This is a genomic window from Haliscomenobacter sp., from assembly GCF_965225875.1.
Taxonomy (GTDB): Bacteria; Bacteroidota; Bacteroidia; order Chitinophagales; family Saprospiraceae; genus Haliscomenobacter.
In genome coordinates, this window is the sequence record NZ_CBDDBS010000003.1 from 729,656 (window position 1) to 747,839 (window position 18,184).

The 18,184-nt window shown below is 46.0% G+C and carries 16 protein-coding genes; 9 read left to right on the top strand and 7 right to left on the bottom strand.

What is annotated here, in order from left to right:
* Positions 1-309: 309 nt before the first annotated feature.
* The 4 genes from ACO08K_RS23360 (at position 310) to ACO08K_RS23375 (ending at position 4,610) form a co-directional block, all read left to right on the top strand.
* The gene (locus ACO08K_RS23360) at positions 310-1,770 is read left to right on the top strand and encodes a circularly permuted type 2 ATP-grasp protein (protein WP_421798896.1); all 1,461 of its coding nucleotides are present in this window, start codon (positions 310-312) and stop codon (positions 1,768-1,770) included.
* 117 nt (positions 1,771-1,887) lie between these two features.
* Positions 1,888-2,853: an alpha-E domain-containing protein gene (locus ACO08K_RS23365; protein WP_421798897.1), complete on the top strand. Its 966-nt coding sequence runs from the start codon at positions 1,888-1,890 to the stop codon at positions 2,851-2,853.
* Between the two features lie 20 nt (positions 2,854-2,873).
* A complete protein-coding gene (locus tag ACO08K_RS23370; protein WP_421798898.1) occupies positions 2,874-3,761 on the top strand; it encodes a transglutaminase-like domain-containing protein in 888 nt (295 codons plus the stop codon).
* Between the two features lie 120 nt (positions 3,762-3,881).
* A complete protein-coding gene (locus ACO08K_RS23375; protein WP_421798899.1) occupies positions 3,882-4,610 on the top strand; it encodes a peptidase in 729 nt (242 codons plus the stop codon).
* Here ACO08K_RS23375 and ACO08K_RS23380 read toward each other — a convergent pair.
* From ACO08K_RS23380 to ACO08K_RS23410, 7 genes are all read right to left on the bottom strand, one after another.
* Complete coding sequence (locus ACO08K_RS23380) at positions 4,607-5,614, bottom strand: AAA family ATPase (RefSeq protein ID WP_421798900.1); 1,008 nt, start codon at positions 5,612-5,614, stop codon at positions 4,607-4,609. The two genes, ACO08K_RS23375 and ACO08K_RS23380, sit on opposite strands and share 4 nt — an antisense overlap.
* A gap of 133 nt (positions 5,615-5,747) precedes the next feature.
* Entirely contained in the window at positions 5,748-6,428 is a 681-nt protein-coding gene (pnuC, locus tag ACO08K_RS23385) for a nicotinamide riboside transporter PnuC (protein WP_421798901.1), read from the bottom strand.
* 216 nt (positions 6,429-6,644) lie between these two features.
* Positions 6,645-9,179: a zinc-dependent metalloprotease gene (locus ACO08K_RS23390; RefSeq protein WP_421798902.1), complete on the bottom strand. Its 2,535-nt coding sequence runs from the start codon at positions 9,177-9,179 to the stop codon at positions 6,645-6,647.
* Between the two features lie 180 nt (positions 9,180-9,359).
* A complete protein-coding gene (locus ACO08K_RS23395) occupies positions 9,360-10,211 on the bottom strand; it encodes an MbnP family protein (RefSeq protein WP_421798903.1) in 852 nt (283 codons plus the stop codon).
* A 6-nt stretch (positions 10,212-10,217) separates the two neighbouring features.
* On the bottom strand, positions 10,218-11,063 hold the full coding sequence (locus ACO08K_RS23400) for an exonuclease domain-containing protein (RefSeq protein WP_421798905.1): 846 nt from the start codon (positions 11,061-11,063) through the stop codon (positions 10,218-10,220).
* Positions 11,064-11,143: 80 nt separating this feature from the next.
* The gene (locus ACO08K_RS23405; RefSeq protein WP_421798906.1) at positions 11,144-12,181 is read right to left on the bottom strand and encodes an FAD:protein FMN transferase; all 1,038 of its coding nucleotides are present in this window, start codon (positions 12,179-12,181) and stop codon (positions 11,144-11,146) included.
* Positions 12,182-12,583: a DoxX family protein gene (locus ACO08K_RS23410; RefSeq protein ID WP_421798907.1), complete on the bottom strand. Its 402-nt coding sequence runs from the start codon at positions 12,581-12,583 to the stop codon at positions 12,182-12,184.
* Positions 12,584-12,703: 120 nt separating this feature from the next.
* On the opposite strand from ACO08K_RS23410, the gene ACO08K_RS23415 reads away from it, so the two are divergent.
* From ACO08K_RS23415 to ACO08K_RS23435, 5 genes are all read left to right on the top strand, one after another.
* Positions 12,704-14,281 carry an ArnT family glycosyltransferase gene (locus ACO08K_RS23415; RefSeq protein ID WP_421798908.1) on the top strand — a complete coding sequence of 526 codons (1,578 nt, stop codon included), beginning with the start codon at positions 12,704-12,706 and terminating at the stop codon, positions 14,279-14,281.
* Complete coding sequence (locus ACO08K_RS23420) at positions 14,278-15,000, top strand: FkbM family methyltransferase (RefSeq protein ID WP_421798909.1); 723 nt, start codon at positions 14,278-14,280, stop codon at positions 14,998-15,000. Before ACO08K_RS23415 ends, ACO08K_RS23420 begins: the two co-directional genes overlap by 4 nt.
* 67 nt (positions 15,001-15,067) lie before the next feature.
* Positions 15,068-16,885, top strand: a complete 1,818-nt coding sequence (locus ACO08K_RS23425) for a hypothetical protein (protein ID WP_421798910.1) — start codon at positions 15,068-15,070, stop codon at positions 16,883-16,885.
* A complete protein-coding gene (locus tag ACO08K_RS23430) occupies positions 16,875-17,615 on the top strand; it encodes a glycosyltransferase family 2 protein (RefSeq protein ID WP_421798911.1) in 741 nt (246 codons plus the stop codon). Before ACO08K_RS23425 ends, ACO08K_RS23430 begins: the two co-directional genes overlap by 11 nt.
* 32 nt (positions 17,616-17,647) lie before the next feature.
* A complete protein-coding gene (locus ACO08K_RS23435; protein WP_421798912.1) occupies positions 17,648-18,166 on the top strand; it encodes a hypothetical protein in 519 nt (172 codons plus the stop codon).
* The last annotated feature ends 18 nt before the right edge of the window (positions 18,167-18,184 follow it).

Consider the following 18,184-nt stretch of genomic DNA (forward strand, 5'->3'; position numbering starts at 1 on the left):
TTTTCGGGCTGTGGTAAATCCGAGCAATTAAATTTAAAGGCATACAGACAAAATTTTAAATGCCGTTTTTAAAAATAATGCTGGGTCAATCGCTCAAATTTTTCCCGGATATTTGGAAAAAAAAGATTTTAACGTACAAAATACGGAAAGCTATAAAAAGCGCTAAGTTGATAATTGTCAAATTTTTGCGCCTTCATTTTGCGATCTCCGCAATTATTTTGGCAATTTATTGATTTTTTGTAAAAATAAGCTATTTTTGGTCGAAACGATTTTTTATTTACAACAGCGCTTGTCAAAATCGTATGCTTCATGACCACAACGAGCAACTTATTTCAACACTATCCACTCAACGCGGCCTTCTTTGATGAAGTGTTTCGCCACGATGGGCAGGTGTACCCCCATTATGAGGACATACACCGACAATTTAGCCGATTGACCAGTGCTGATTTTGAGCATTTGAACGAGTACGCCAAGTTATCCTTTCTCAATCAAGGCATCACCTATGCTGTGTATTCAGATGGCCACAAAGGGGCCGAACAAATTTTTCCCTTTGATCTGTTTCCACGGGTTATTCCTGCTGCAGATTGGGAGATGTTGGAAAAGGGGCTCATTCAACGCAATCTTGCCCTCAACCTCTTTATTAAAGATGTTTATGGCGAGCGCAAAATCCTGAAGGATAAAGTTGTTCCTTCAGCACTTATTTTTTCTTCGCCACATTATAGCGAAGAGATGAAAAGCATCAAACCCAAAAATGACATTTATTGTCACATTAGTGGGACCGACCTGATTCGGCACAGCGATGGCCGTTATTATGTGTTGGAGGACAATTTGCGCAGTCCTTCCGGAGTGAGTTATGTATTGTCCAATCGTGATGCGATGAAGCGCACTTTATCCAACGCCTTCCGCTGGTCAAGCGTATGTTCAGTGAACGAGTACCCGGCAGAACTGTTGGCTACTTTACAATCGGTTGCCCCCAACACGGAAGAACGGCCTACTTGTGCACTGCTGACTCCGGGGACCTACAATTCTGCCTACTATGAACATTCCTTTTTAGCCCAAACCATGGGGATTGAACTGGTAGAAGGAAGGGACCTATTTGTAGAAAACAACTACGTTTACATGCGCACCATCCACGGCCCAAAAAGGGTAGATGTGATTTACCGCCGCATCGATGATGCTTTCCTGGACCCCTTGGTTTTCCGCCCGGAATCCATGTTGGGTGTAGCAGGCATAATGGGCGCGTACCGGGCTGGTAACATCACCATCGTGAATGCGCCGGGCACTGGGGTTGCCGACGACAAAGCTGTTTGTTCCTATGTGCCAGATATGATTCGGTATTACCTGGGTGAAGAACCGATTATTCCGAATGTGCCTACCTATTTATGTGAGCGTGAGGATGACCTGAAATACGTGTTGGAACACATTCAGGAATTGGTGGTCAAACCTGTTGACATGTCAGGCGGCTATGGCGTAACCATTTGCGACCGTCTTAGCAAGGCGGAACTGGAGGAAGTGAAGCAAAAAATCCAGGCAGATCCACGCAATTACATCGCCCAGCCTCGGATGTCGCTTTCGGTGCATTCTACATACATTGAAAAGAAGGGAGAATTTGAACCCCGGCATATTGACCTGCGTACTTTCACCCTCATGGGTAAGGATCGCCCCTATGTCTTGCCCGGTGGGCTCTCAAGGGTGGCGCTGAAAGAGGGAAGTCTGATCGTCAATTCTTCTCAAGGAGGAGGTTCAAAAGACACTTGGGTAACTGTTTAAAGGTTTCAGGGCTCCTGATTTCCAATGCTCCAGGGCTCGGAAGCAACATAAAACCTAAAATCTAAAGCAACCGCAACCCATGGCTTTAACCGTGGGAGCGACATACAAAACTAGCCCATGGCTTCAGCCGTGGGGGAAAAAGAAACCATGTTAGCAAGAATAGCCAACACCTTATACTGGATGGGCCGCTACCTCGAAAGAACCGAGCACCTGGCCCGTTACCTGCGCGTCCAATACTTTACCACCCAGGATGCCCCCATGAGCCAAAATCGCCATTTTGTGCTTAATTCCATTGTGAACATGGCCGGGGTTCCCTGGGAAGAGGGCACTGAATTGAATGAGGCCGAAATTTTGTTCAACGTAGCGCTGGACAACAACAACCCGATGTCCATCCTTTCGACCATTACTTTTGCCCGCGAGAATGCCCGCGGTATGCGCAACGTCATTTCAACCGAACTCTGGGAGGTCATCAACAAGTACTACCACTATGTCAACAATTATCCGGTAGAATATTTCAAAACCCAGGGCTTATACGATTTTACACTGGCTGCCGGTGAAAACTGTTCGGTTATTCGGGGGTATGTGGACAGCACCCTGACCCACAATGACGTGTGGGCCTTGATCCGGCTAGGGGTACATCTTGAGCGCACAGCTCAAATTGCCCGGATCATCAGCTGTAAGTTGTACGATATTTTTGTACTAACCAATGGCAACGAAAATATGCCAGTGGAGAACTACCAATATACCGTACTATTGAAGTTGTTGGAAAGTTTTGACATGAACCGGCACCACTACAAAGCAGCACCTGATCGACAAAAAGCACTGGAATTTTTGATTTTAAATGCTGATTTCCCGCGCTCCTTGGCCTTCAACTTGCGCCAAATCCAATATTTCTTGCGCAAACTAGGCCTTAAGGAAAAGGCACCCGAAAGTGTGGGCTTTAAAGTGGGTAAACTTTGTTCCAAGTACCAATATTTGCTGTTTTCAGAGATTGAGAATGAAGTAGGGGCTTTTGTGACCGAAACTTTGAACAGTGTTTATGAAATACACGATGCCCTCGAGAAGGATTATTTTCATGTTTAAGCGTTCCTTATTCCCGACTTATGACCGATTACGTAATTGAATACCGCACCTTGACCGAATATGAAAAATCCGTTAAGCAGGGCGCTTACGAGTTTTTGATTATGCCTTGTGAAAATGAATCACAATTGGTCAAACACCACCGTTTGTTGCATTCTATGCCTCGCGAACCCTTCACAGCACGCAATAAGTACGGTTTTATCACTTATCATTTTCATTCCAATGCGGATACCTTTGATTACTTCTCCTTGAGTTTGCTGGCGCAGGTAGCCAAAAATCCGCCACCCCTGGATGTGATCACTGATTTGAGCCTGGAGGAAGAAAACTCAATTCTGGAAGACATTGATTTCCAAATGGATCACCAGTCTTTTTTACAAAGTACTGCCTTGAGTAGTCTCAAACCCGGTGATTTTTACCTAGATTTGTTGCGCCAGAAAGAAGAAAAGGTAGGCATGTACTTGTTGCGCCTCAATTCGGCGGTTCATGGCATGCTAAGATATGTGCAAGGAACAACTAACACAGGTACCAGTGCAAAGGTGGCTTTGCAAGGAGGCAGCGGAGTATGCCAGGATTATGCACACATCATGATTGGGATTTTACGGCAACAAAACATCCCAACCCGGTACGTATCTGGTTACCTCAGTTTGAGCGACAATCGTGATTCCCAATTACACGCCTGGGTCGAGGTGTTTATTCCCAAACTAGGTTGGCGTGGTTTTGACCCCACCAACAACCTGCAAGAAAACGACCACTTTATCAAAATTGCGCATGGACGAGATTACCTGGATTGCCAACCTATTAAAGGGGTTTTGGTTACCGAAGGAGATCATAAAACTTCCTATGAAGTATCAGTGCGCAACAGCAAGGACTACAACTGGTTCTTGCAAGAACAACAGCAACAGCAACAATAGCCCATGAATTTATTCGTAGGTAACCATGAATGAATTCTTAGTGGGATTATAAAAGAAACAAGCAAAACTCTGCAACCTGGGACTTTTTCCACAGGATTACAGGACACAACAAAACGAAAAATGACCTATTGTCTTGGCATTAAAGTACGCAGTGGCCTGGTGGCTATTGCCGATACACGGATTACTTCAGGTACTGAAACGGCAACCGCCAAAAAAATATCAGTCCATGAGAGCGGGAATAACAGCCTTTTTTTGATGACTTCAGGCTTGCGTTCCATTCGGGACAAGGCTGTGACCTACTTCGAAGAACTGTTTGAAGATGAGTCCTTTAAGTTTGATAAAATGTACAAGGCCGTCAACATGTTTGGCGATCAATTGCGAAGGGTGGCACAGGAGGACAAAAAATCACTCGCCGAGTCGGGCTTGTTTTTCAACCTATATGCCATTGTTGGAGGACAACTTGAAAACGATAAAGAGCACAAACTTTATCTGCTGTATCCGGAAGGCAACTGGATTGAAGTAGGAGAGGGGTCACCTTTTACCATAATCGGAAACTCGGGATATGGCAAACCCATACTCAACCGGGCCTTGACCTATGAATCCAGTCTCCGCTTTGCCTTTAAAACGGGTTTTTTATCCTTCGATTCTACCCGGGTTAGTGCCAATGATGTGGGGTATCCCATCGATGTAGCGCTTTATCCACGTGATTCATACAAACTGGAACAACATCGGCTGGAAGAAAAAGATACCGCCCAAATTGGACAAATGTGGGCAAGTAAACTCAAAAACAGCATCGATGAAATTCCGGAAAGCTGGATGGATGCATTTCTAAACAAACCGGAATATTAACTACGTTTCCCAAAAAAATTATCAAATTTCACAAAATTAACTAATACTGCGGCTACTTGCTCCATTCGCTCGGACAAGGTGCCTCGCAGTGTAATGTAAGGAATCCGCCGTTCGTGTAAATCTGCAATGATTTGTTTCTGAAAAACCTGGCGCTTTTGATCCCCACTGCGATCCCAGGTGTCGTCGTATGGGATGTCAATATCACAGAGGAAAAACAGGTCGTAACGTTGGGCATTCTCTAAGGCCATTTGAGTTAACAGTTGTGGTGCTTTGCCATGGTAATCCTTTGCATACATGTAGGTGGTTATGGCATTGGTGTCCACAAACAAGTATCGATTGGCTTGTAATAAAGCGATTTCTTCCCGTTCCCAATGGCCAATCGCTATCTCGTCAAAAGCTTCAAAACTGATGCGTCGATCGACCTGGTGTTGGGTCCAGTATTCCCTTCCGTATTCTGCTGCAAAAGTGGTTTGGTATTTTTTGGCCAAAGCCTCAGTAAGTGTCGATTTCCCAGTCGACATGGCGCCTACAAAAACAACCTTGGTAATCAAGTCTTTGTAAACCACGTCGTCCATAAATCCCCGATAGCGCAAAGGATTTTCCCGAATCATTGTGGCAGAAATGGGGACGGTTTGGCGTGCTTCATCCAGGCGTCGATCCACTGCGCCCAATGCTTTGCTGACATGATCCCCATAAAATTCGCTGCTGTAAAAATGGGTAATACGTCGCCCATTAAGCATCTTGAGGATATACTCTTCTTGCTGGATTTCAAAGGCCCGCTCGCTGGAATACCCTTCGGGCCCATCCCATGCTTCAATGACGGTCACTTGTGGATATAAAGTACGAATCCAATTGGCCCGCACACTTAATGGAATGGAGGTGACGGAAGTGTCGTAAATCAATACCACCATTTCGTCAACTTCAGCCAGAGCGGTTTCAATGACGTACTGATGCCCTCGATGAAAGGGGGCGTATTTGCCTAGGGTAAGACCGGTTGTTTTCATATCATTGAGGAAGGTTGAGATAGTTGAGGGAGGTTGAGGAAGGTTGAGGCTACCGCAGCGACTTTGACAAGGATTTTGTCCAAAACGCTGCGGTAGCCTCAACCTCCCTCAACCACCTAAACCTTCTAAACTTTTAAACTAATTTTGTTCCCCGGCTCCAATTCCAGTACCCATACCCCGCATTGATCAGATAAGCCGACCACATGACAATCATCAAAGGCCCTTCGGCACTGCCATTGGCTGTTCGGATGCTCCACATCAAAACGGTAAACACATTGAGCAAGATGTACAAAAGCCACTGTTCGCGATAACGGTACATCATCAGGATGGTGGCGATGATAGACAACACGTTGGTGGTTGCATCAATATACGGTGTGTTTTGTAGTGGATTCAATGCCAAGGCATAGCCCATACCGGCAATACTGACCATACAAATGAGCAGGGTCAGGAGGACCCACTTCAGATCCAGGGCGCGCATTTGAACGTAGGCACCATCCAATTTAGGTTTCCAAAGGAGGTAACCCAGGACATTGGTGGGAACAAAAAAGAACAGATTGAGGTAGGCCTCCCCGAATAATTGATTGTGGTAAGCCAGGTAGGCATAAGCCATGGAATTATACATGCCAAAGCTGTAGGTCCATACGTTCCCCTTGGCCGCGAGGAGTACACAAAATACACCGGATAAAAAGACGCTGAAGTCGAAAAGGGAGTTTTTCCAAAGAATGCACAGGGTGATGGCAATGGCAGTGAAAAAGAGGAACCAGAGGATTTCGTAGGTGTTCCAGCGATGGAGAGTGAGGTTTTTTGGTGTCATGGGAATTAGTTGGTTATCAAAAATCTAAAAATGACCTCCCGAAAGTTTCAAACTTTCGGGAGGTTGGAGCAAAGAATAAATCTTGAATTTACTCCAGGATTTGAGCATCAGGATTGGAAAGCCAACCTTGCTTTTCGTGCAAGATTTTGCGCTAGAAACCTCCTCGAAAGGCTGAAACTTTCGAGGAGGGATTCACAAATTTATGCTGGCTCACAATTACTTGGGATGAAGCGCAGAATCCAAACGATTCGCAACATCCTCCAAATGGTAACGGGTCAATTTATCTGGTGCTGCACCAATGGCCGCCTTGATTTCCGACAACAATGATTCCAATTGCCCACGGGTGATCGAAGGCAAGTCGGTAGTTTTTAGATCAATGCGACGGGTGTTTGAGCCATAGGCACCGCCAGCGGGTACGTACTGGATCGTGGCAGGATCTTTGGGTGCCAGGTAGGTAATGGCTTTTTCCACAAAGACTTTTTGCAGGTTACGGCGGTAGATGTCGATGGCTTTTTGGCTTTTCAATTCTGACCATATGCTGTTGCGCAAATCGGTCATCATTTCATCCAGGGTGTAATTGCCATCTTTTCCCGTTTCCAATAAACGTGCGATCCGGCTGCCAGACAACAAGTTATTCAAGGTGTTTTCCTGCAAGGTTTTGATCGCATCCACACCCGCGTCAGGACGAATTTTATTCAAAATAGTACCATCCATCAGCCAGGTTGGCGTTTCAAACAAATGGCTGCTCAAAAAAGCCATGGCTTCTTTTTGGCGCTCTTTGGGTACTGGCTCAAACACTGCGCCAGCCATATCGTAGGTTTTTGGCGTATCATAAATGCCCCCTACGTTTTTGGTGACGTGACCCAGGTAACGGTTGAATTGGCCCACTACGTTGTTGTACAATTCTTCCAATTCGGAATAACTCTCGCCATTTTCCTTGCTCCATTCTGGCAGGTTGGGCAGAATACGTTTGAGGTTTTTGACCCCATATTCCGAAGCCTTCATGGAGTTGTCGCTCAAATCTTCGGTTTGGTAACGTGGGTCGTTGGGACTCACTTCAGTGCCGAAAGCCAGGCGTGGATTTTTTACCTTTTCTTTGGTCAGATCGTGGAGTAATTTTTTCTCTTCTTCGTCACTTTTGGCGTCAACGAAGTATTTGTAGCCCCATTCGATGGCCCAGATGTCGTAGTCGCCAATGCGGGGGAAGAAGTCAGTTACCCCATCTTCGGGTTGCGCCACGTAGTTGAAACGGGCATAGTCCATAATAGAAGAAGTGTGGCCATTTTGAGCCACCCAGGCTTTGTCGCGCAGTTTTTCAACCGGAGTAGCCGAACTTGCCCCCATGTTGTGGCGGAGCCCCAGAGTGTGACCGACCTCGTGAGAAGACACAAAACGGATGAGTTGTCCCATCAATTCATCGTCAAAATCTTTTTTGCGCGCCTTTGGATCGCTGGCCGCGGTTTGAATCAGGTACCAGTTGCGCAGGAGGCGCATTACGTTGTGGTACCAACCGATGTGGCTTTCCAGAATTTCGCCGGACCGGGGGTCATTGACATTGGGCCCATAGGCATTTTGGATTTCGGCTGCGAAATAACGGATCACCGAAAAACGCGCGTCTTCCAGACTCATGGTAGTATCTTGCTCGGGCCAGTATTCACCCCGGATGGCATTTTTCCAGCCCGCTTTTTCAAAGGCTTTTTGCCAATCATCTACCCCTTGTTTGAGGTATTTCCGCCATTTGAGGGGAGTGGCTGGGTCGATATAATAAACGATGGGCTTGGCCGGTTCGATGAGTTCGCCACGCTTTTGCTTCTGGGCATCTGCTGCGTTTTTGGGCTCCAGGCGCCAGCGCACTGCAATTTGTTCTTCGTCGGCCTTTTGGGATTCTTCTTCAAAAGTGCCGTATCCGGTAGAGAAATAACCCACTCGCGGGTCAAAATGCCGAACACGCATCGGTTTTTTGGGCAGAATGATCATGGAAGTATTGAACTCCATGGTAACTACCCCTGCATCAACGCCTGCTGGCAAAAAGGTGCCAATTTGTGGTGTTGGAACCAGCGAGATGGTAGGCGATTGAGAACCAAAAGTCTTCACGGTTCTGATTTCTGTGTTAATCGGATAAGTTCGGATACTCTGAACAAAAGAACGATCGGCCTTGAAGTCAGAAATTTTGAGCAATTGTTTCGTAATTGGGGGCAACGAAAAGATCTGGTTGTCTGCCTTGAAAAAATCGGTCACATCAATGACTACTGAAGTGTCTTTGCGGATTGATTTAATGTCAAAGGAGGCTACAATGGGATCAGCGCTGGAATTTTTGACCGCCTTAAAAATGGGCTTGGTGCTATCCGGGCTGACGATGATTTGGGTAATGGAACGCAAAAATACCTTGTTATCGGGGCCGCGCTCCCAGGCGATCACCTGGCGATTTACTTCTTCGCCGCCGAAAATCCCACCTCCTGCTGCTGTTTTGGAGTAGCGGGTTACGGTCATGATTTCTCGTTTGAAAATGCTGTCCGGGATTTCGAAGAACCATTTGTCTTCTACCTTGTGCACGTTCACCAAACCCTTGCTGCTGATGGCTTTGTCAGTGATGACTTCCTTAAAAGGTTTTGGCCCAGGTTTTGGCGTTTCTTTAGGAGCGGGGGCTCCAGGAGTTGCCGGTGCATCTGGTTTTTTGTCTTGTGCGAAACTAAGGCTTACTGTGAGCATGAACAGCAAGCTGAGGAGGGTTAATCGGGTCATGAATTGCATGATGACATTTGGTTAAGTAATAAAGCTTGTAATAATCTAGTGTGAGTGTTTTTTCCAAGCCATTCATGGCCGGAGTGAGAAAGATAAAGAGACTTGTGAAATATCCCAGAATATACACCATAAAATGCTGACTAAACTGCGTCAAATCAGTATAAAAAAAAGGAAGACCGGCAAAATGAGTTACAAACCAGTGGAAACGGCAGTTACAGTGAAGGATTGGGCCAGATTTTGGGTGATTTTTTGGCTGATTTGGGCTGGAGTATCACTGTTGACGTTCACGTTTTGGAACCAACGGGCATAGTTCACATCCATCAAAACATTGAGGTTGTAGCCACGTTGGAGCTTAATTGGGCTAAAAGATACTTCAATAGTCCGTAGGTTGGCGCTGCCACTGATTTTGACATCAACGGTATCCTTGGCATAATACAGAGCCCGGGTAAAAACGTAACCATTTTGTGCACCCAGGTACATACCATCGTACACACTGCTCCGCATGGGGTGATCGCTAGGCAGCCGCAAAGGGTTGGCCTGGTTCATTTCACCACTCACACCAACGGTAAAGCGGATGCGGTTGATGGTGGCGGTATCCCGGTAGGATTGGATGTACATGTCGGCCTGGCCAAGCCCGCGAGCCAAGCCAAAACTATTGGGAATACTGGTTTTGAGGGTATCACCAGCGGTTTTTTCCAAATAGACATCCAGTGGCTCTTGGACATCGATGACCTTGTTTCCTATCGAAACAACCTGGATGTTGGAAAGGTAAAAACGCAGGTCCCCAAATCCAAAGGGATTCCCCGATCCATCAGCAAAAATGGCCTGGTTATAGACCATAGCCGCGCTGCCATACTTGTGGGTCAGGCGAATTCGTACTCCCGGGTATTCGCAACAACCATCGCAGGGTTTATCGGCGGCCAGGTCAAAATTATTGGCTAAGGCGTCGTTGCATCCTTCTTCCCGGGTGGCGCAAGCAGCAAAAAAAATAATTAATCCAAACAGGATCCCCAACTGCACTAACTTCAACACTTTTTTCATGGTAATTTATTCCTTGTTTCCGTTTTCATCTTTGCCTTTCAGCCCTTTTTCGTACTCGCGCACCAGTTTTTTGACCATTTGTTTGACCTGGGAGGTAAACTCCTTATTGAGGATCCAGTTGTAGTACTGGCGGTCTTCGTATAAGGTTTCGCCAACAGGTTTGCCCATGTATTTGCCAAAATTGAAGACGATGTCCCCATTTACATCGGCGCGTAGTTTTTGGGTGGCATCCACAAAACGGTTGTCGTTGGTAAATTCGTGCAGTGATTGTACATCCTTTTTTACTGGCGCATCCAGGATGTTGCCATCTTCATCCCGGTAATCCACACCTTCGTATTTGCCCAATTGGCCAACGAATACATCAATCGTAGCACGCACATCAGCCATTGCGTCGTGGGCTTCATCATGATCCTTGTCGCAATAAAACTTGAGCGCAGCCTTGAGTGTACGGGGTTCCATTTTGTAAAAAATCCGTTGAACATCAATTGAGCGGCGTTTGCTGATGTCGAATTCCATACCAACCCGGGCAAATTCCTCCATCAACATCGGTATGTCAAAACGGGTGGAATTGTAGCCTGCCAAATCAGCATTGCCAATGAAATCCCAGATTTTTTGCGCCAATTGCTGGAAAGTAGGTTTGTTCGCTACATCCTTTGGCTGAATACCGTGCACCAACATGGCTTCCAATGAAATAGGAATACCCGGGTTGATCATCAGGGACAGTTCCTGCGGCTCCCGACCATCCTTAAAGTACTTGATGATGGCAATTTGTACGATGCGGTCGCGCACTACATTGAGGCCAGTGGCTTCGATATCGAAAAAACAAAGATCACGTTCTAGATTCAGATCCATTTTTTGAAAGATAAAAGAGGAGAGATGAGAGATGAAAGATGAAAGATGGCCTTGAGTTACCTGCTTTCATCTTTCATCTCTCATCTCTTATCTTTAAATTTTGAAGTATATTTCACCAGCATGGCTCCCTTTGGATCGCCATATATAAAATACGCCTCCAAGTTAGGCAGAGATTCGATCAGTGCCAAACCTTTTTCCAAACCCTGCACCATACAGACGGTGGCATACGCATCGGCGGTCATGGCATCGGGGGCGATAACCGTGGCACTGAGCAGGTTGCTGCGTTCTGGAAAACCGGTTTTGGGGTTGATGGTATGGCTGTATTTTACCCCTTTAACGGAGTAGTATTTGCGGTAATTGCCAGAGGTAGCCAGGGCTTGGTTGTGAAGAGGTACTGTTGTTTGGATGTCACCACTTTCAGCGCCTTCTTTGGGCGTGGTGATGCCCAGCAACCAGTCTTTACCCTGTGCATTTCGCCCTTTAGCCAATATCTCGCCGCCAATGTCGATCAAATAGTTGTAAATCTGCTGAGCTTCCAAAACCCGACCCAATTCATCTACGGCATAACCTGGCGCAATGGCGTTGAAATCCAATTTGATGCCTGGGATTTGTTTGCGAATGAGTACCGAGTCTCCACGGGTGGTCCAGTTGAGTTTGGACATTCCAACCAGGTTCAGCAAGGTTTTGATTTTTGTACTATCCACCTCGGTGACGGGCTTTGAACCGGTATACCCAAAACCCCAATAGTTCACCAGCGGTGCCACAGTAGGGTCAAAAGCGCCTTCACTGCTGCGGTATACTTCAGCACTTTTATTGAGGTTGGCCAAAAAATGCCGCGCACTCAGGGGAACATCGAATTGTATTGCAGTGGATTGATTAAAGGCAGAGATGAGTGAGGTGCTGTCGTAAGTGGATAATTCCGCATTCAACTCAGCCAGGCTTTTTTCAACCTTGGACTGGATATCACGATCCAAAGAGTCCTGAAAAGTGATGCGGTAGTAAGTCCCCATCGTTTGTCCTTCGATGGAACGGTATCCATTGGCCTGCTCTGTTTTTTGCTGTGGATTATTGCAGGCAAAAAACAGCAGCATAGATCCGAATAAAAGGATAGTTCTCATCTAGTCCAGTGATTTACGGATTTGGGCATCCAGGGAATACCAGCCAGGACCCATAAGGAAGATGACTACATAAGGCACCAGGTAAGTGATGGCGTGTTCCCGCTCGACGAAGGGCTGCCCATTGTGGCCATACGTGATGGCCATGACCATGTTAAAAATAAGTGGGATACAAGCCAGGCGGGTATACAAACCAAGGGCAATCAGGGCCGCGCAAAACACTTCAGCAAATACGGATAATGCCAGGGTAGCCTGATCCCCGATGCCAAAAGGATCAAGAAACTCCACCGGGTATTCGGTCAACAATTGCAAAAACTTGCTTTTTCCCCACAGCCCCATCATCAGCCCGCCAAAAGCCAATCTTAGCAAAAGCAAGGCTAAATCGTAATTTCTTCCACTTTTCATTTCGCTTTGAGTAAATTTGACCCGCCTAAAACAAAAATCAAACAGGCTTTAAAATTAAGGCTAAAGCGGGAGAATTCCCATTTAACCCCCAATTTTAGCCATTATATTCCAATTTTACGCATGCAAGGTATTCGACTCAGTGACAATTTTCTCTATTTCTGCGCTGCTTTTTTGCTGCTCGTCGGATATCTTTTGAATTTGGGGGTACAGCCGCTGTATCTGGAAGAACCTCGCCGGACCATCGTAGCCATGGAATTGTTGGCCAATCAAAACCTTTGGGTACCTACCCTCATTGGGGAATATTATTACAACAAACCACCCTTGTACAATTGGTTGTTGATAGCCTTTGTCAATCTTTTTGGTGGATTCAACGAATTTGCGCTGCGTTTGCCAACCGTGTTGTCCAGTTTTGGGATAGCTGGTTTGATGTATGCTGCGGCAAAGCGCTATTGGCAGGATGTTTCAATCGCCATGCTGAGTGCTTTGTTGTTTTTGACTGCGGCGGGGGTATTGTTGTTCTTTTCGATGCTGGCGGAGATTGATTTGTTTTATTCGCTGATCGTATTTGCTGGCATTTTGGCCATTTATCATTTTGGGGAAAAGGAGCGTTACTGGCCCTTGTTCTTATTGGTGTATTTGAGTTGCGCCCTGGGGGTTTTGACCAAAGGTCTACCTTCTTTTGTATTTACGGCTGTGTCCTTGTTGGTATACTTTATTGACAAAAAGCGCTTTAAGGTGTTGTTTTACCCGGCTCACTTTGCGGGGATTACACTACTGGGAATTTTACTTTTTGCGTATTACTACCAATATGCCAAATACCATGATTTGAGTCGGGTATGGACACGAATGCTCACGGAATCGGGGGACCGGACAGTGGTCAGCAACTCATTTGGTGATTTTGTCAGTCATTTACTGCTTTTTCCTTTGAATTGGATTGGAGATATGGCCCCGGCCAGTTTTCTGCTGCTTTTTTTGTGGAGGAAGGACTGGAAAACGGTTTTGTTCAAGCAAAATTCCTTTGTGCGTTTTTGTTCCTTGATGTTGTTGTTCAACGCACTTCCTTATTGGATTTCACCAGGAACCCGGATGCGCTATGTGTACATGTTGTACCCGTTGGCCTGCATGATTTTAGCTTGGGTATATGCTCAACGGGCTACTGCGCCTGAATGGACAGGCCGGGTTTTTCGCAGTTTAGTGTTACTGATTTTGGTCATTTTGGCTTTGGGTGCTTGGGCTTTGCCCTGGTTGCCAGAGTTGCAATTTATGCGCAGAAGTGCTTTTGCCTGGGCTTTGGGTACTTCGGTAACAATGGGCTTGTTTACCTGGTTTGTTTGGAAAAAAACTCAATTTGCTCTGCCTTTTTTGCTGCTTGCTTTCGCCTGCATTCGGATTGTATTCGACGGTACCGTCCTACCCCAACGCAATGATGAAAGTGGAGCCCAGCGGGATCGGTCACTGGCCAAAAAAATTGATCTCATCGTGGGCGACGCGCCCCTCTATACGGCCTATCAGGAAAAAGTGGTGGCCTATACAACGATTGTGTACTTAAACCGTTTGCGTCCCAAAGTAGTCCAACGCAAAGATCACCTAAAAAAGGGCGCCTACTACCTGGTGCCGCTCAGACGAGCCCCAAAAAATGTGAAAATCCTCCTAACTACTGTGTACGGAGACAAGACAAAAGCACTGATTAAGTTATGAAAGAAGCCATCAAACAACTACTCAAAAAACTGCCGATTGCCTTTACGCAGAATCAGCGTTATGATCGCCAAACCAGGGCGGTGATTCAAAAGGTATGCAAGGCCGACAGCACGTGTGTAGATGTGGGCTGCCACAAAGGCGAAGTGTTGGATGTGATGCTGCAGGCAGCTCCCTTGGGCAAACATTATGGTTTTGAGCCCATTCCATTTATGTTTCAGGCTTTAAAAGCAAAATACCAGGGGCAAAATTGCGAAATTTTGGACGTCGCTTTAAGCAACGAGGATGGAGAAACCACTTTTAATTTTGTCGTATCGAACCCGTCCTACAGTGGTTTGCGCAAGCGCAAATACGATCGGGAGGGAGAAGAAGATACGACGATTACGGTGCGTACCGCTAAACTGGACGAGGTTTTACCCGCTGATCAAAAAGTTGACCTGATCAAAATAGATGTGGAAGGCGGTGAGCTATTGGTGCTGGAGGGGGCAAAACAAACCTTGCTACAAAAACGCCCAGTAGTTTTGTTTGAGCATGGTTTGGGTGCTTCGGATTATTATGGTGCTGGGCCGGAGCAAGTTTTTACCTATTTTACTGAATGTGGATACACCATTAGTACGTTGAAAGCCTGGTTGAATGGGGAGGAGGCTTTTGATCAAAAAAACTTTGAACGCCAATTTTTTGAAAAGTTGAATTACTTCTTCATCGCCAACCCTAAAAAATAACCTTATCTTGTTGCGCGGTTAGCTTTGGTTTATCCGCCTACGATTTAACATTAGTACAAAAGATCCAATGCAAGCACCTAAGTCCCTGCTCAGTCTCTTCCTTTGTTGGGCAATTCTTTTTTCAGCCCTATTTTTTTATTTTCCACGCTGGAAGAACCACTACGCGGAAGCGACTATAGGCTGGGATGTTACCGGGTATTATTATTATTTGCCTGCTCTTTTTATCTACAAGGACATCAAACAGGTGCATTTTAAAGACCAAATCCTGCAACAATACCGCCCAACCAATGATTTTCAACAAGCTTTTTTGCACCCCAGTGGGAATTATGTGATGAAGTATTCCCTTGGGCAGGCTGTATTGTATTCTCCCTTTTTCCTGATTGCGCATACCTGGGCTTCGTTGAGCGATACCCATCCAGCGGATGGTTTTTCATTTCCTTACCAGTTCATGCTGGCTTTAGGTGGCTTGTTGGTGGCGTTTTTGGGTTTGCTGGTCTTGCGGAAGGTATTGCTGCGGTTTTTCAGTGATCTGGCTACCGGGGTTACCTTGGTTTTATTGGTTTTTGGCACCAATTATCTTGAATATGGCAGCATCACAGGGTCGATGACGCACAATTACTTGTTTACTCTTTATGCCTTGCTACTGTCGTTGACCATAAATTTTTATGAAAAACAGACCTACATCAAAGCAATAGGCATCGGTTTAATTGTTGGTTTGGCTGCCCTGGTGCGCCCTACGGAAATCATCAGCGCTTTGATTCCCCTGTTATGGTCGTTTAACTTACCGCTGAAAAGGGGATTAACGGAAAAATGGCAATTCATTAAAGACAAATTCAGCTACTTGGCGTTAGCCGTCATTGTATGTGGATTGGTTGGGTCTTTGCAATTGATCTATTGGAAATACGTCTCCGGCGATTGGTTGGTGTACAGTTATCAGGAAGAGGGATTCAGCTGGCTGCGGCCACATATCTGGAATTGTATGTTCAGCTATCGCGCAGGCTGGTTGATGTATGCCCCGATTATGATCTTTTCACTGATTGGATTCAGCCAATTGTCCAAACAGCATCGAACACTTTTTCCAGGTTTATTGGCCTTTAGCCTTTTGTTCATGTACATTGCATTTGCCTGGGACATTTGGTGGTACGGAGGGAGTTTGGGGCAAAGGGCGATGGTGCAAGCTTACCCCATTTTGGCCTTTCCTTTGGCTGCATTTGTTGAAGCGAGTTTAAAAAGCCGGATTTGGAAATATGTTTTTGGCGCAATAGCCCTGGTTTTTGTGTACATCAACCTCTGGTGGATCCACCAGGCCCACTGGGGTGGTTTGTTTGTTCCCGAACAGGTGAACCGGGCTTATTATTGGAATGTTTTGGGCCGCTTTAAAAAACCCGATACCGAAACCCTGAAACTCCTGGATACCAACGAACCTGGCTATTATGGCGTACGCAAAGATGTACGGCAATTGGTGTATGAAAACTTTGAACAAGATACTTCAAATGCCGTATGTGACTTGCCACCGATCGAAGGGCAGCGAAGCGCCTGTTTGAACGCAAGTGTGCAAAGTCTGGCAACATATTCGGTTCCCTTTGTTACTGGGGATGCGGGTTGGTTACGGGCCACTGGTACCTTCCGCTGCCGCACAAAGGATTGGAACATTTGGTCGAGTCCACAGTTGTTGCTCATCTTTTACAATGGTGGTGAAATCCTGAAATCGGAACAAATCCGGGTGTACCGCTTCCTCAACGACGGAGAAACCAAAACTTTATTTTTGGACATCAAAGCCCCCAAGGCAACATTTGACCGAGTGGGGGTATCCGTTTGGAATGGGGGAGGGGTAATGCCGATTCTGGTGGATGAACTTAAACTGGAAGCTTTTAATGAACAATAATGCTGTGGTGATCAAAAAACTGTCGATTGTAGTACCGGCCTACAATGAAGGAAAAACCATCCACCTGATTCTGGATAAGATTGCTGCGGTAAACTTGATCAATGGCATTGAGAAGGAGATCATTTTGGTCAATGATTGTTCCAAGGACGATACTGAGGAGGCCATTTTTAGGTTCAAAAATCAACACCCTGAGCTCAACCTGCAATATTACAAACACGAAGTCAATGCAGGCAAAGGTGCCGCGCTACATACTGGAATTCAGCGTGCCACAGGAGATTATTTGATCATTCAGGATGCCGATCTGGAATACGACCCGGATGAATACAACGACTTGTTGAAACCGGTGCTGAAGGGTTTTGCCGATGTGGTGTATGGTTCGCGTTTTATGGGCAGCAAACCTCATCGTATCCTGTTTTTTTGGCACTCAATTGGCAATAAATTCCTGACCTTTCTCTCCAATTTTTTTAGCAACCTCAACCTGACGGATATGGAGACTTGTTACAAGTTATTCAATACCAAGGTGGTGAAGGAATTGAATTTGGTGGAAAAAAGATTCGGGTTTGAACCCGAAGTAACGGCCAAAATTGCCCGCATTAAAGGGGTTCGCATTTACGAGGTAGGCATTTCCTACTATGGCCGGACTTATGAAGAGGGCAAAAAAATTGGCTGGAAGGATGGCTTTCGGGCGATTTATTGTATTTTGAAATATGGATTGTTTAAGGCGAGTTGAGGAGACTTCCCTCAACCATTCAACGTATAATCATGAAAATTCTACAGCCTATTTTCGGCTTACTGCTAATTTTTGCTTTTGCTTGTAAAAAAGAAGCAACAGCCTTGGGAGAATTTGCTTTCCTGAACGATTTTGAAGGCCAATTTGGGTACAATCCTCATGTATCCCTGGGTAAAGTGAGCCATAGTGGGAAAGCCTTTTGCCGGATGAGCAACGCCCTGGAATTTAGTCCGGCGTTTATCCAGCAGTTTAAGAATATATCCGCCGTGAAATTTTCCAAGGTACGCTTCAGTGCTTATGTCCTGATTCCTGACGCGGGTACCGCTGCGGCCCTGGTGGTTCAGGTATGGAGCCCGGAAAACACTCCACTCAAAGTGGATCAGGTCAATGTATTGGGGAGTGACATGGGCACCAACCGTTGGAAACAATTGGTGCTGGAGATGCCACTAAACGATTTGCTTGCACCAGAAAACCAGGTCCGTTGCTTTATTCACAATCCTGGCTTGCAGAACGTTTATGTGGACGATTGTCTGGTAGAGTTTTTGCCTTAATTTTACCTTGTTAACCAG